Origin of the sequence: Aminivibrio sp., from assembly GCF_016756745.1 — a bacterium.
Classification (GTDB): Bacteria; Synergistota; Synergistia; order Synergistales; family Aminobacteriaceae; genus Aminivibrio.
In genome coordinates, this window is record NZ_JAESIH010000064.1 from 1 (window position 1) to 13855 (window position 13855).

Annotated in this window: 13 protein-coding genes and 1 pseudogene; 3 read left to right on the forward strand and 11 right to left on the reverse strand. The window is 59.5% G+C overall.

Translation table 11 applies throughout. The features are described from left to right. From JMJ95_RS10935 to JMJ95_RS10985, 11 genes and pseudogenes are all read right to left on the reverse strand, one after another. Positions 1-374, reverse strand: a pseudogene (locus JMJ95_RS10935) (hypothetical protein); the annotation flags it as partial. Positions 375-519: 145 nt separating this feature from the next. Beyond that, entirely contained in the window at positions 520-2409 is a 1890-nt protein-coding gene (gene dnaK / locus JMJ95_RS10940; protein ID WP_290685264.1) for a molecular chaperone DnaK, read from the reverse strand. 378 nt (positions 2410-2787) lie between these two features. After that, a complete protein-coding gene (gene phoU / locus JMJ95_RS10945) occupies positions 2788-3540 on the reverse strand; it encodes a phosphate signaling complex protein PhoU (RefSeq protein ID WP_290685266.1) in 753 nt (250 codons plus the stop codon). Between the two features lie 21 nt (positions 3541-3561). Continuing rightward, positions 3562-5160: a Na/Pi symporter gene (locus JMJ95_RS10950; protein ID WP_290685267.1), complete on the reverse strand. Its 1599-nt coding sequence runs from the start codon at positions 5158-5160 to the stop codon at positions 3562-3564. Next, positions 5157-6650: a tripartite tricarboxylate transporter permease gene (locus JMJ95_RS10955; RefSeq protein ID WP_290685269.1), complete on the reverse strand. Its 1494-nt coding sequence runs from the start codon at positions 6648-6650 to the stop codon at positions 5157-5159. The genes JMJ95_RS10950 and JMJ95_RS10955 overlap by 4 nt, the downstream gene beginning before the upstream one ends. A 15-nt stretch (positions 6651-6665) precedes the next feature. Further along, entirely contained in the window at positions 6666-7259 is a 594-nt protein-coding gene (locus tag JMJ95_RS10960) for a tripartite tricarboxylate transporter TctB family protein (protein WP_290685271.1), read from the reverse strand. A gap of 84 nt (positions 7260-7343) precedes the next feature. Continuing rightward, positions 7344-8300, reverse strand: coding sequence for a tripartite tricarboxylate transporter substrate binding protein (locus JMJ95_RS10965; RefSeq protein ID WP_290685273.1), 957 nt, complete (start codon positions 8298-8300; stop codon positions 7344-7346). Positions 8301-8368: 68 nt separating this feature from the next. After that, positions 8369-9283, reverse strand: coding sequence for a Ppx/GppA phosphatase family protein (locus tag JMJ95_RS10970; protein WP_290685274.1), 915 nt, complete (start codon positions 9281-9283; stop codon positions 8369-8371). A 4-nt stretch (positions 9284-9287) separates the two neighbouring features. Further along, positions 9288-9875 carry a hypothetical protein gene (locus JMJ95_RS10975; protein ID WP_290685275.1) on the reverse strand — a complete coding sequence of 196 codons (588 nt, stop codon included), beginning with the start codon at positions 9873-9875 and terminating at the stop codon, positions 9288-9290. Positions 9876-10095: 220 nt separating this feature from the next. After that, positions 10096-10227 (reverse strand): hypothetical protein, encoded by a 132-nt coding sequence (locus JMJ95_RS10980; protein WP_290685276.1) that lies wholly within the window; start codon positions 10225-10227, stop codon positions 10096-10098. A 130-nt stretch (positions 10228-10357) separates the two neighbouring features. Then, on the reverse strand, positions 10358-10834 hold the full coding sequence (locus JMJ95_RS10985; RefSeq protein WP_290685277.1) for a DinB family protein: 477 nt from the start codon (positions 10832-10834) through the stop codon (positions 10358-10360). Positions 10835-11068: 234 nt separating this feature from the next. On the opposite strand from JMJ95_RS10985, the gene JMJ95_RS10990 reads away from it, so the two are divergent. The 3 genes from JMJ95_RS10990 to JMJ95_RS11000 are packed head-to-tail and all read left to right on the forward strand — an operon-like array spanning position 11069 to position 13847. Beyond that, positions 11069-12073, forward strand: coding sequence for an ABC transporter substrate-binding protein (locus tag JMJ95_RS10990; protein ID WP_290685279.1), 1005 nt, complete (start codon positions 11069-11071; stop codon positions 12071-12073). Beyond that, the gene (locus JMJ95_RS10995; protein WP_290685281.1) at positions 12074-13006 is read left to right on the forward strand and encodes a betaine/proline/choline family ABC transporter ATP-binding protein; all 933 of its coding nucleotides are present in this window, start codon (positions 12074-12076) and stop codon (positions 13004-13006) included. Continuing rightward, on the forward strand, positions 12996-13847 hold the full coding sequence (locus JMJ95_RS11000; protein ID WP_290685283.1) for a proline/glycine betaine ABC transporter permease: 852 nt from the start codon (positions 12996-12998) through the stop codon (positions 13845-13847). Before JMJ95_RS10995 ends, JMJ95_RS11000 begins: the two co-directional genes overlap by 11 nt. Positions 13848-13855 lie beyond the last annotated feature (8 nt).

A 13855-nucleotide genomic window follows, 5' to 3' on the forward strand; every position in this document is an offset into this window, starting at 1 on the left:
TCCACGGAGTAGACGTATTCCCATTCGGACCGCTGGTCCTCCAGGATCATTCGTTCTCCGAAGCGTTCCGACCACAGGGCGGCCAATTCCTCGGGCACCCTGTGGAACTCCGCCCCTTCCGGGAAAAGTTCGGGCAGGATCCCCTCCCAGTCGGCGGTCTCCCAGTTTCCCACGGGCGCCCAGAAGACGGGGGAGGGCCGGTTTATGCGGGGCCAGAACAGGTCGTGGGCCAGGGCAAGCTCGTACTGCCGTTCGTCGGACCAGGCCCAGATGTTGACGAACGTATAGTCCGACGTTTTGCCGGAACAGAGATCGAACAGGGCGGAATAATCATTCCGCATATCTATGGACAAAGGGGTAAAATTCAATGACATTTGGTCACCTCCGGAATTTTCCATACCAGTATAACCGCAAAAAAGCCTGCGGGCAATTTGCAGTTGCCCGCAGGCTTCTATCTATGAAAGACCGGCCCTGTGCCGGATTGGGAATCCGTCTCCCGTTAAGACGGCGTCAGACGCCTCAGCATCCGCCTCCGGACCCGTCGGTGAACTCGGCGTCCACCACTGTGTCGTCTTCCTTTGCCGACGACGCGGGCTGGGGTTCCGGCCCCTGGGCGGACGAGGACGACAGGATCTGGACCATCTGCTTCACGTCGGATGCGGCCACCTTCAGGGATTCGAGGGATGCATCGTTCCTGCCGAGAGCGGCCCTGCCCTCTTCCACCAGCGAACGGGCCCGCGCCTTTTCGTTTTCCGGCACATTCGCCCCGCTCTGCTCAAGCATCTTCTCGAGCTGGTAGACGGAGGACTCCAGGTCGTTCCGGGCTTCGGCAAGTTCCTTTTTCTTCCGGTCCTCGGCGGAATGTTCCTGGGCCTCCCGGATCATCCGCTCCACTTCCGCCTTGTCGAGGTTGGTGGACCCGTTGATGGTGATGCGCTGCTCCTTGCCGGTGTCGCGGTCCCTGGCGCTTACGCTCAGAATGCCGTTGGCGTCCACGTCGAAGGTGACTTCGATCTGGGGAATGCCCCGGGGCGCCTGACGTATCCCCTCGAGCTTGAAGTTGCCGAGGACCCTGTTGTCCGCCGCCATTTCCCGCTCTCCCTGGAGCACCACGATGTCCACTGCGGGCTGGTTGTCCGCCGCCGTGGAGAAAACCTCCGTCTTCTTGCACGGAATGGTGGCGTTTTTCTCGATGAGTTTCGTCATCACGCCGCCCATGGTCTCCACCCCCAGGGAAAGGGGGATCACGTCGAGGAGCAGCACGTCCTTCATTTCCCCGCTGATTATGCCGGCCTGAACGGCGGCGCCCACAGCCACCACTTCGTCGGGGTTCACCGACATATTCGGCTGCTTGCCGCCGGTAAGCTTCCGGACCAGATCCTGCACAGCGGGAATCCGTGTCGATCCGCCCACGAGAACCACCTCGTCGATATCCTTCTCCGTGAGCTTCGCGGCGGCAAGGGCATCCTTCACCGGCCCGACACATCGCTCCACCAGAGGAGCGGTGAGCTGGTCGAACTTTGCCCTGGTGACCGTCATGTTGAGGTGCTTCGGCCCGTTGGCATCGGCGGTGATGAAGGGCAGACTGATCTCCGTGGACGTGCGGGACGAAAGCTCGCACTTCGCCTTCTCGGCCCCCTCATAAAGCCGCTGGAGAGCCTGCTTGTCCTTCCGGAGGTCGATGCCGTTTTCCTTTCTGAACTCGTCGGCCACCCAGTCCACCAGGACCTTGTCGAAGTCGTCTCCTCCGAGATGGGTATCTCCCGACGTGGCCAGCACTTCCACCACACCGTCGCCGATGTCGAGAATGGACACGTCGAAGGTGCCTCCGCCGAGGTCAAAGACCATGATCTTCTGTTCTTTCTGCTTTTCGAGACCATAGGCAAGGGCCGCAGCCGTGGGCTCGTTTATGACCCGCAGCACGTTGAGCCCGGCGATGGTCCCGGCGTCTTTCGTGGCCTGCCTCTGGGCATCGTTGAAATAGGCCGGCACAGTGATGACCACGTCGGTGATCTTCTCTCCCAGGTACGCCGAGGCGTCGGTCACGAGCTTCTTCAGCACCAAGGCGCTGATCTCCTCGGGAGCGTACTCCTTCCCGTTCACGGAAAACCGTACGGCTCCGTTGGGTCCCTCGATAACCTTGTAGGGAACGATCTTCAGCTCCGACCCCACTTCGTTGTACTTCCTTCCGATGAACCGCTTCACCGAGAAGAGGGTCCCGTCCGGGTTGAGGGTGGCCTGCCGCTTTGCGAGCGAACCGACCAGCCTCTCCCCGTCCCTGGTAAAGGCCACCACCGAAGGGGTTGTCCTCCCTCCCTCGGCGTTGGCGATCACTTCCGGAGTGCCGCCCTCTATGACTGCAATGACTGAATTTGTTGTTCCAAGATCTATTCCGACCGCTTTCTTCATGGTGTCTCCCCCCTTGATTTACTGACTAATACTGACTAAAGAAATTATAGCGTTTTTTTCTCATCTGTCAATATTGGTCAGAAAACCTGAATCCGCACATCAGCGGGAGCGTCTCCGGAACTCGCTTGGGCGGGGGGTGCAGATTGTCGTCCGTGACAACAGCCCAAGCGAGTCCCGCGGCTCCCTGCGTTCGCCGGCTGCCTGCCTGTGAAACCGACATCCGTGTCGGTTTCTCTCGCCTCAGGCGCCCTCCCCCAGGGGCGAAGAGATTATCCCCTGGGGGAGGGCGAATTCACCTTTTGCCCGGCGACACTCCCTCTGCTTGAAAAATGAGCGGATTTAGGAAAAAAAAAAGACGCTCCTCTTTCGAGCGCGTCCTTACAGGGTTCCGGTCGTCGATTGGTCCTGTCGTCCATTTTTTCTGTTCTTTTCCCGTTCTTCCCTGCTCGGGAAATATTTGCCCTCCACTATGAAATAGACCCTCTCCGCGATGTTGATCACGTGGTCTCCCGCCCGTTCGAGGTGCCGGGCGGCCCACAGCTCCGCGGTCCACAGCTCCACCTCCTCGTGATTTTCCGCTGCCCCGGCGATAATCGATGCGAGGAATTCCTCGTAGCACTGGGCGTAAATCTCGTCCGCCTCGTCGTCCTGCTTCCAGAGGGCGGAGGCCGCTTCCCTGTCGCCGGTGCGGAAGGCCTCGAGGGCATGGCGGAACATGGAAAGAACGGTGTCGAGCATGGAAAGGATCCGGTCTTTCTTTGGAAAGGCGGCGGTATTCTTGAGCTTCAGGGCCTTTTCGGCGATATTCACGGCCTGATCGCCAATCCGTTCGAGGTCGGTGATGATTTTCAGGACGCCGAAAACGAAACAGAGCTCTTCCTTTCCGGGACTCCTCATGGCGATGGATCCCAAGCACTCCTGGTCCACCGTCTCCTCCAGCCTGTCGATAAAGTCGTCATTGAGGATGACTTTCCGGGCCAGGACAGCGTCATGGTTGAAAAGGGCATCCACCGCGTCCCGAAGGGCTTCGGCCGCCATCTCCCCCATCCGGATCACTGTGGTGACGATGCGCTCCCTGTCGGACGCGTAAAGAAACGCCTGAATGGATTTATTGTTTTTTCTGTTGGTCACTGGGTAACTCCACCTCCTGAACTACTTCCATACCGTACCTTCCCTGTAGGCCTCCCCCCTGGCGATCTCAAGGGAGGTCTTCACAAGCAGGAAAATCTGGGACAGGAAGTCGACGAGAGGAGCAAGCTCCCTGCGGTTAAGGGCGTCCGCGCCGAGGCGGAGCCGGATTCTCCTGTCCAGTTCCTCGAACTCACGTTCATATTTTCCGGCGACGGCGGCGAAATCCACGTCCGCCAGGGCAAAGGCCCTCAGAGCGAGCCGGATGTCCGTCATGGCCACCCTGGAAAGTTCGTTCCACGTATCCTGCCCGAGTTCCCTGGCGAGCTGGGCTCCCACCCCCGCTTCGGCAAGAAGCCGCAGTTCCCCGGAGAGAATTTTCGCCATCTGACGGAAGGATACCATAGAATAGGACACCGTGGAGTAGGTTTCCCGGAGGAGATCGTCGTCCGAGGGGATGTGTATGCCATACATGTACTCCTCACAGGCCTCCGAAAGCTCCCGGATGGCCCCGGGCAGTTCCTGGAAGGTCCTGTCCCCGTTCGGGGCTGACACGAAGAGAACCTGGCAGTACATTTCGATGTAGTTCGCAAGCCTGATCATCTCTTTCGAAAGCAGAAGGATGGCCAGGGACGGAATTTCAAGCAGATCCTCGTCGAGATAGACCGGGGCAGCCAGGCGCTCCCTCCCCGTCCTTTCGGCAATGGCGCCGGAAAATCGGGCCAGGGCATCGGCGAAGGGATAGAAGACGAGGGCATTGAAGAGGCTCACTCCCCCCTGGGCGAGAACAATCTTTCCGGCAAGCCCCCCCGCCGCTCCGGAGAGCAGGTTTTGGAGCCAGGGAAGGGCGGGCATAAGGATGAGGACACCGAGTACCTTGTAGACGAAGGTGCAGATTCCGAGCTTTCGGGCGTTCTGCTTGCCGGAAAGTCCCGCGATGAGCACCGTCACCGAGGAGCCGGCATGGGCGCCGAAAATCACCGGGAGGACCGCAGTCATGGGCATGGCGCCGGAGGTGGCAAGGGTCACCGCCAGGGCCATGACGGCGGAGCTGCTCTGCAGGACCGCCGTGGCCGCGAAGGCCGCCAGCCCCGTCAGGAGGCTGTTTGCCCCGGCGTTGGCGGCAAGCTCCGCGAATCCACGGGTGGAAAGGAGGGGCCCCACCCCGAGCTTGAGGACAAACATTCCCAGGAGCACCAGGGAGAGTCCCCGGAGCATGTTGCCGATCCTGTAGGTTTTCCCTCTCCCGAACCGGACCATGAGGAGGCTCGCCGCAAAGAGCAGGGGGGAGAAGGCGGCGATGTCGAGGCTGAGCAGGAAGGTCACGAAGGTGCCGCCCACGCTGGCCCCCATCATGACCACCACGGAGCCTGCAAAGGAGAGCATGCCCACGTCCACGAAGCCGATGGCGAAGGATGTGGCCACGGTGCTCCCCTGGGCCACGGCGGAGAGCAGCACGCCGAAGAGAAAGGCCAGGGGTTTTTTCCGGGTAAACCGTACCAGGAGGTCCTTGGATTTCCCCCCGAAGCCCGATCCGAAGGCTACCGAGGTCTCTTCCACACCGTAGAGGAAGAGGGCCAGGCCGCCGAGGATATTGATGTACGAAAAAAGATGGGAGCTCACAGCGTTCCCTTCCGGGCCGCCCTACGCTCCCGCAGCACGGGCACAGCCGCCGAGGCGAAGGCCAGAAGCAGCAGGGTCAGGGAAAGAGGCCTCTGCACGAAGAGGGAAAATCCTCCCATCATGAGGGTCGCCCTGAGGTTCTTCTCGATCATGGTGCCGAGGATCATTCCGAGAACCACCGGGGACACGGGGAACTTCGCCCGTGAGAGAAGCCATCCCACCAGGCCGAAAACGAGGCAGACCCCCACGTCGAACACGGAGGACCGCACAGCGTAGCTCCCGATGAAGGAAAAGGCGAAAATGAGGGGATACAGGAGCCTCTTCGGTATGAGGGCAGCCTTGATCCAGAGCCGGGCTCCCAGCAGCCCGAGGGCCAATATAAACACATTGGCCAGCAGGAGGCTGGAGAAAAGGGTATACACGATTTCAGGGTGCTTGGTGAAGAGTTCGGGCCCGGGCTGGAGGTTGTGGATCATGAGAGCACCGATGAGCACAGCCGCCGACGAGCTTCCGGGAATTCCCAGAGTCAGCAGGGGAACCAGCGCCCCACCCACGGAGGAGCTGTTGGACGCCTCCGCCGCCGCAACGCCTGCTGGAGCTCCCTGACCGAACTCGGCGGGATTTTTGCTCAGGCGCTTTTCCACGTCGTAGGCGATGAAGGAAGCTATGGTCCCGCCGGCACCCGGAAAGATTCCGATAACCGTTCCAAGAATTCCCGCCCGGAGCATGGAGTACTTGAGCTTCAGATAATCACGGAGAGTCGGCCAGGGCGACTTCCCCTTGTCGGGTACAAGTGGAGGACGGGCAATCTCCCCGGATTCAATGCCTGAGAAGACCTCGCTCAGGGCAAAGAGGCCGATGAGGACCGGGATAAAGGAAAAGCCGTCATACAGCCGAAGCACATCGAATGTGTACCGGCTGACGCCGCTGAGAGGGTCCAGGCCGATGGTGTTCAGCAGGAGTCCCAGCAGGACGGCGATGAAGGACTCGAGCCATCGCCCGCCCCCGAGGGAGGCGATGGTCGACAATCCAAGGATGCCCAGCGCAAAGTACTCCGCAGGCCAGAATTTCAGGGCAAACTTTGCCAGCGGTGCGGAAAAGAGGACGAGAATGGCAATACCGACGAACCCTCCCACTACCGAGGCGACGAGGGAAATACCAAGGGCCGTTCCCGCCTGGCCATTCCGGGTGAGGGGATATCCGTCGAAGGAAGTCACCACGGCCGACGGAGTCCCCGGTGTGTTGATCATCACCGCCGTGACGGACCCGCCGTAGTTCGCCGCCAGGTAGATGGCACAGAGCATGACGAGCCCCATGGACGGCGACATGCCGAAGGTGAAGGGCAAAAGAAGGGCAACCGCCATGGAAGGAGAGATCCCCGGCATGGCCCCGCCCAGAATGCCCACGACAACCCCTGCCGCGATTACGAGAAGGGGGATGGGCCCCATGAGGCTTTCCAGTCCCTCGAAAAGATGAGATATTGCGTCCATAAGAAAGCCCCCCTGTCAGAAAAAAAGCCCCAAAGGCAGGTCGAGGTTCAGCATCCGGTAAAAAACAACCCAGGAGAACAGCACCCATCCCCCGGCCAGGGAGAGGATTACAAAGAGCCGCTTTTCGCCGAGAAGAACGCAGAGCACAAGGAGCATGACACCTGAAGAGATGTAATACCCTACCACATCCATGCCCCAGAGGGAAAAGGCGACGACGATGGCGGCGACGAGAACCCGGCGGATGTCCCCGCTTTCCGGGTCTTTGGGAGCCCGTCCCTGGAGAGTCCTGCGAAGCTGATCGAAAGTGAAGAGGGCCAGTCCCGCAGACCAGAGCCTCGGCGCCGTCCGTGCGCTGCTCCCTACCGCCTCGATCTCCTCGAGACCGAAGGACAGAAAGAAAAAGACGAAAGAAAGATACAAAAGAGCGAGGCAAATGAGAATCCGGCCCCGGTACGGGGCGAAATGCCCCTTGCCTGCGGCAGACCACGCAATAGCCAGTACCGCGATCAACCCGGTGGCCCAGAGGAGCAGTCCTCTGCTTTCTGCAAGAAAAACGAGCATTTCTTCCACCTGTTTCCACCTCCCCGGGCAGTTTCGACTGCGGTCCATAGAACCGGCCTCCAGTAAAGAAAACGAGGCGCCGCCTTCACTGACGACGCCCCGGGGGCATCCCTCTTCGGCCTTCGAAAAGGCCTACTTGATCAGACCGTACTGCCTGAGGTAGTGAGTCGCGTCCTCGATGTCCTTCTTTACCTGGGCGGTGAACTCGGGACGGCCGTAGTCCACCACGTCGATGCCATCCTTCTCCAGGAATTCCCTCCACTCGGGATCGGCGGCCACTTTTTTCAGAAGGTCTTCCCACCAGGCCATGGCTTCTTCGGGGGACCCCTTCTTCATGGCAAAGCCCCGCCACATGGCCTCGTCTTCGAGCCCCTGTATTCCCAGTTCCGTGAAGATGGGAGCGTCCGGGAACTTCGGGGAACGCTCCTTGCGGGCAATGGCGACGATGGTAAAACCTTCCCGTCCGCCGATGTCGGCGGGGTTGCCCACGTACACCGCACCCTGGCCGCTGAGCAGGCCCATCATCGCTTCGGGCCCGGTGCTGTAGGGAATCCACTTTGCGGTCATCCCGGTCTTGTCCCACACCTTCATGGCCATGAGATGATCGTTGCCCCCTGCGGCGGGGCCGACCCATATCTGGGAACCCTTTTTCTCCTGGGCATCCTTGAAGACCGCTTCCCAGGTGTTGAGGGGGCTGTCCTTGGCGGCGATAAGGCATTCGGGGTCCTTCATGAGCATGGCGATCCATTCGAATCCCCAGATGAACTCGTCCACGCTTTTCTTGGAGGACAGCACCTTGGCGATGTTGGACGTGGTGGCGGCGAAGACGGTGTATCCGTCGGCGGGCTGCTCGAGCACCGCCTGCATCCCAACCAGCCCGCCTGCACCCTGCTTGTTTTCAACGACAAAGGTTGCATCTGTAAATTTCTTCGCTATGGAGACAAATTTCCTGCTGGTCACGTCCATGAGGCCTCCCGGCCCCACATAGTTCACGACCTTGATGGGCTTTTCAGGGTAGGCTGCGAAGGCGGCCGAGGCCCCGAGCACGGCGAGACTCGCGATGCACAGAACGGCAATGGTTCGTTTCATGAAAAAACACCTCCTGAGAGTTTTTTGGAATTTCCCTGCCCCCCATTCAATTTTCCGGGCGAATTCCCCTATTTGCTGAAAAGTTCGTAGATCAGCCCATGGCGGAGGCCTCTGTCGCTCACGGTGAACGATGAGGCGCCGAGCAGTTCAAGGATGGTACAGACGATGCATGTCCCGGCAAGGATAACATCAGCCCGCTTCGGCTGCAATCCCGTCACGCCTTTCCGCTCCTCCAGCGTCATGGAGGCGAACATGGCGGCCATGTCCTTCAGCTCCGCCAGGGTAAGGACCGACCCCTGGACCACATCGGGATCGTAGGATTCCATTTTGAACTTGATGGACGCCAGGCTCGTGACCGTTCCGCCCATGCCCACGATCATCTCGGGGGATCCGCTGACCCCTCCGCCGATGAGACTCGCGCGAATTTCCTTCACCGCCGCATCCACCGAGCCCGGGCGCACGGGATCGTCGGCGAGGAATTCCTCGGTGATTCGCACCGCTCCCAGGGGAACGCTGAATTTCCGGAGCATTTCCGCGCCCCTGCCGTAGACGAATTCGGTACTTCCCCCGCCCGTGTCGAAGGTGACGATCTCTCCCCCTGCGGGGGGAAGTCCGGAAAGAACGGCGAGATAAGACAGCCTCGCCTCTTCCTCGCCGGAAATGACTCTCACGTCGAGACCTGTGAGCTCCTTCACCCGTTTCACGAAAGCTTCCGCATTTTTGGCTGTCCGAAGGGCCATGGTGCCCACCACCACGGGGTCAGCGCCGAGCTCCCTGGCTTTTTCGGCGAAAGCCGCCACGGAGAGGGCGTTCCTTTCAAGGGCTTCCGGCGCGATCACCCCCGTCTCCCTGAGCCCCTCGCCGAGGCGGGCGATGTCGTTCTGGTCCAGCACAGTCTCAAGGGCCCCGTCCGCCTTTTTACGGGCGACGTGAAACTTGATGGAATTGGTGCCGACGTCTATGACTGCCTTCACGGTGTCCATGGAATCACGCCATCCCCACGGTCTTTTTCATCGCCTGGATATAGTTGATGTTGGGCAGGTCTTCCATTCCGAGCTCACGGACGGTCTTCATCACCACTTCGGGATCCTCGTGCTCCACGCAGATGGTCCTGAGTGCCACGCCGTCGAATTCTGTCTCGGCGATCTCGGTGACTGCCCCGTTGATGACGTAGATATGCCGCTTCTTCTTCACCTGGACGAGACGGAGATTCTGGTTGGGGCGGACTATTTCGTTCAGGAACTGATCGAAGGTATATTTCTTCCGTCCGAAAATGGGCTCGGGAACCTTGAAATAGCCGAAAACATTCTTCAGGTCCTCCACGGTGACGGGAAATCCGGCTTTCAGCACCGGGAACCACTGTTCGAGACCGTCAGCGTTCACTTCCTGCAGGGACTTGATGTCAAGAAGGTCGTCCCGGACCTTCACGTTCTCGTCGCTGTTCTTCGAGAGCACGTACACTTCTTCGCTCTCCTTGAAATTGCCCTGCTCGAACTTCCGTATCCTTTCCTCCGGTTCGTCGAATCCCGCCCCGAAGGTCCTCCATTCCCACCGCGCAATTATCGGCTTCGCCATGTTATTCCCTCCGTATTCTGGTGAAAGTGTGGTGCGAAGAATAAAAAAAACCGGGAAAGAGGAGCTTCCCCGGTAGAAGGTACACCTGTTGCATGTATGTGGGGCAAAACACCCTGAACGCATTAACAAAATGCGCAGAATATTCTGCTTTTTCAAGGTCCCCTTCGTCTCTACTATAGCCTCGATGAATTCGTTTTGTCAAGGCGCCGGTCAGTCAAGCCTAAATCCGCAGGCAGCGGGGAGCGTCACCGGTGCTCGCTTGGGACGCCGGGACCGAGGCGGCCGACACGAGGACCGCAAGCAGGCCGAGAGCATACCTGTCCGGGCCGAAGACACACAGGGGGTCGGTCATCATACTCCTCCTCTCCGTACATTTCCGTTCGCCTGCGGGCAGATAAGGAAAACCCCGGCCCAGCAGGACCGGGGTTCATCACACCAGGGCGGGTCTGCCCTCCGGAACAGGTCCCGCAGTCCGTCCGGGATCAGTAGACTCCCTTCAGGCCATGTTCCCGGAGCACCGAATCAAGGCAGCCGACATGGTACATAGTATGCCCGCACAGGGAGGCAAAAACAGCGCCGTTGCACGTTTCCGCCTTCTTCCGGGCCGTCATTCCCTCATGCCTGAGTGCAAGGGACTCGTCGTCGAGGGAAGCGATCCACTCGTCCGCCTTTTTCTTCATGGCGACGCCGAATTCCTTCACGGTCTCCTTCGATGGAGGCGCCGGGGGCACTTCGCTGAACATGGCCACGGCCCGTCCGAAGGGTTTTTCCACCATCTCCCCGTCCGGCGGGAGAAGGAAATAGTCCACGCAGAAGAAAGCATGGTACACCTGCTGCCAGAAAAAAAACCCGCCGCCCTTCCGGGTCCAGAGGTCGTCCGGGCATTCGTCGATCAGCCTGAAAAGAAACTCCATCCCCCGGTCATGATACCCCTTCAAACCGTTCACAATATTTCTCATATCTCAACCCCCCTTGAAAAAATAGCTCAGGAAACAAGTATACCCCCAACCCTGCCCAGCGCCTACCGGGAGAAAAAATATACAATGCAGAATTGTCTATCTTGACAAATTGTGCGCCTTGCGTTTTAATCAGATAACATCGCGTCCCCCGGTGGAAAAACAATTCTTTTTTTCTCTGCGGATGTCATTCCATTGCCAGCATCCAATACCACAATCCAACCAGGAGGTGTTTGCATGAAAATGCGAACCGCTATTGCGCTTATTCTTGCCGTATTTTGCCTGTTCACCGTTACTCCCGGAGCGGCAGCAGCCCGTCCCGTGACGCTGGTGGACTTCAGCTGGGACAGCGTCCAGGTCCACAACCGCATCGCCGCCTACATCATCGAGAAAGGATACGGCAAAGAGACGGACTTCATCTTCGCCGAGTCCCTTCCGGGAATGATGGGCATCGAGCGCGGAGATGCCGACTTCTCCATGGAAGGCTGGGTCGACAACCTTCTCGATTTCTGGGAGAAAGCAACTGCCGGCGGCAAAATGGTCAGCCTCGGGACGAACTTCCCCGACGCTCCCCAGGGCTGGTACGTTCCCACCTATATCATCAAGGGAGACGAAGCCCGGGGAATCAAGCCGGTCGCACCGGACCTGAAATCAGTGGCCGACCTTCCGAAGTACTGGGAACTCTTCAAGGATCCGGAAAACCCGAAGAAAGGCCGTCTTTTCAACGGACCGGCGGGCTGGAAGGTCACGTCCATCAACGAGATGAAAATCAGGGGCTATGGGCTCGACAAACAGTACGACGCCTTTTCCGCGGGCTCGGAGACCGCCCTCTCCACGGCCATCAAGAGGGCGTACGACCGGGGTCAGCCGATCCTGGCCTATTACTGGGAGCCTACGTGGGTCATGGGACTTCTTGACATGACCAGGCTCGAAGAGCCTCCCTACGATGAAAAGCTCTGGAACGACGAGAATCTGTACGCCTGCGCCATTCCTTCCGTCCGGGTCCTCGTGGTCGCCAACGCGAAGTTCGTGGAGGCCAACCCCGACATCGCGGCATTTCTGAAGAACTACGGAACGACCCTTGAGCAGAACAACAAGGTCCTCGCCTTCATGTTCGAGACGAAGGCCGATACGCGGCAGGCGGCCATCTGGTTCCTGCGGAACTTCGAGGATGTCTGGACATCCTGGGTCCCCTCCGACGTGGCCGAAAAAATCACCGCTGCGCTGAAGGAGGAGAAATAGTTGGACGCCCCATCGCAGCAGGACTTCAGCGCAGGCGCTGCGCCGGGCACTGAGGCCATTCTGATCCGGGACCTGTGGAAAATCTACACCCGGAAAAAGGGCATGACCGTCTCCTCGGCGGACGTGGAGAACGAAGAGCTCGTAGAGGAACTTGACAGGGGAGAGGACGCCGTCGTGGCGATGAAAAACGTTTCGCTGGAAATCAGGCAGGGCGAGACGTTCATCATCATGGGCCTTTCAGGCAGCGGCAAGTCGACCCTTATCCGGTGCCTGCTGCGTCTCGTGGAACCCACCTCCGGAGAAATCATCATCAACGGCGAGAACGTGACAGCCATGAACAAGCGGCAGCTCGTCAATTTCCGGAGAGAAAAAATCGCCATGGTCTTCCAGCACTACGGTCTGCTGCCCCACCGCACGGTCCTTCAGAACGTCACCTTCGGCCTGAAGCTCAGGGGAGAAGAGAAGGAAAGCAGAATGGGAAAGGCAGCGGACGCCATCGACAAGGTCGGCCTCAAGGGATGGGAGAAGTACTACCCCGCCTCCCTGAGCGGCGGCATGCGCCAGAGGGTGGGAATCGCCCGGGCGCTTGTCATGGACGCACCCATCCTGCTCATGGACGAGCCGTTCAGCGGTCTCGATCCCCTCATCCGGCGGGAACTGCAGGACGAGATGATCCATCTTCAGAAGGCGGTGCACAAGACCATCTTTTTCGTGACCCATGATCTTTCCGAGGCGCTCCGCATGGGAGACCGCATGGCCATCATGAAAAAGGGAGAGATCGTCCAGGTAGGGTCTCCCGACGAGGTCATAGCGAACCCGGCAGATGATTACGTCATGCGGTTCGTCAGCGACGAACGGGAACAGATGAGGCGGGCCGAGGAGGTCCTGGCCAGAAACAAGGCAGGAAAGGAGGGAGCATCCCATGTTTCCTGAAGCTTTTCGGTACCACGTGGCCGGCGCGGTCAATGACTTCATCGACAATCTCATCGAGGCCCACGCCCCCCTTTTCGATTCCATTTCCGACGGGATACTCTCGTTCCTCCTCGGAGTCAACTCGGTTCTCACGTTCATTCCGTGGTGGGCATACATAGCGGGTGTCTTTCTGATGAGCTGGTATTCCTCGAAAAAGCTCATTTCCTCCGTGATCCTGGCATCCCTGCCCTTTGTCATCGGCATGTTCGGTCTCTGGGCAATGGCGGTCGAAAGCCTTTCGGTTATCATCACCGCCGTTATCATGGCACTGATCATCGGGCTGCCCGTCGGCGTGCTCATGGCGGAAATGCGGCCGGTCGCCGCCGTTCTCCGGCCGCTTCTGGACGGAATGCAGACCATGCCGAGCTTTGTCTACCTTATACCGGCGATGATGCTCTTCGGCCTCGGCAAGGTCCCCGCCGTCCTCGCCACTCTTATCTATGCCCTTCCTCCCGTGATCAGGCTGACCGCCCTCGGGCTGAACCAGGTTCCCAAGCCCGTTGAGGAAGCGGCCCTGGCCTACGGCGCCACGCGCTGGCAGCTCATCAGGGAGGTGCGCCTTCCCCTCGCCATGCCGAGCATCCTGGCCGGCGTGAACCAGACCACAATGATGGCCCTGGCCATGGTCGTCATCTCCTCCATGATAGGCGCCCGGGGCCTCGGGCAGGAAGTCCTGCTCTCCATCAACCGCATCGACGTGGGAAGGGGGTTCGAAGCGGGCATGAGCGTGGTGTTCCTTGCCATCGTCATCGACCGCCTGACCCAGAACATGGCGAAGCGGTGGGAACCGCCCAAGAGGTAATTCCTGCC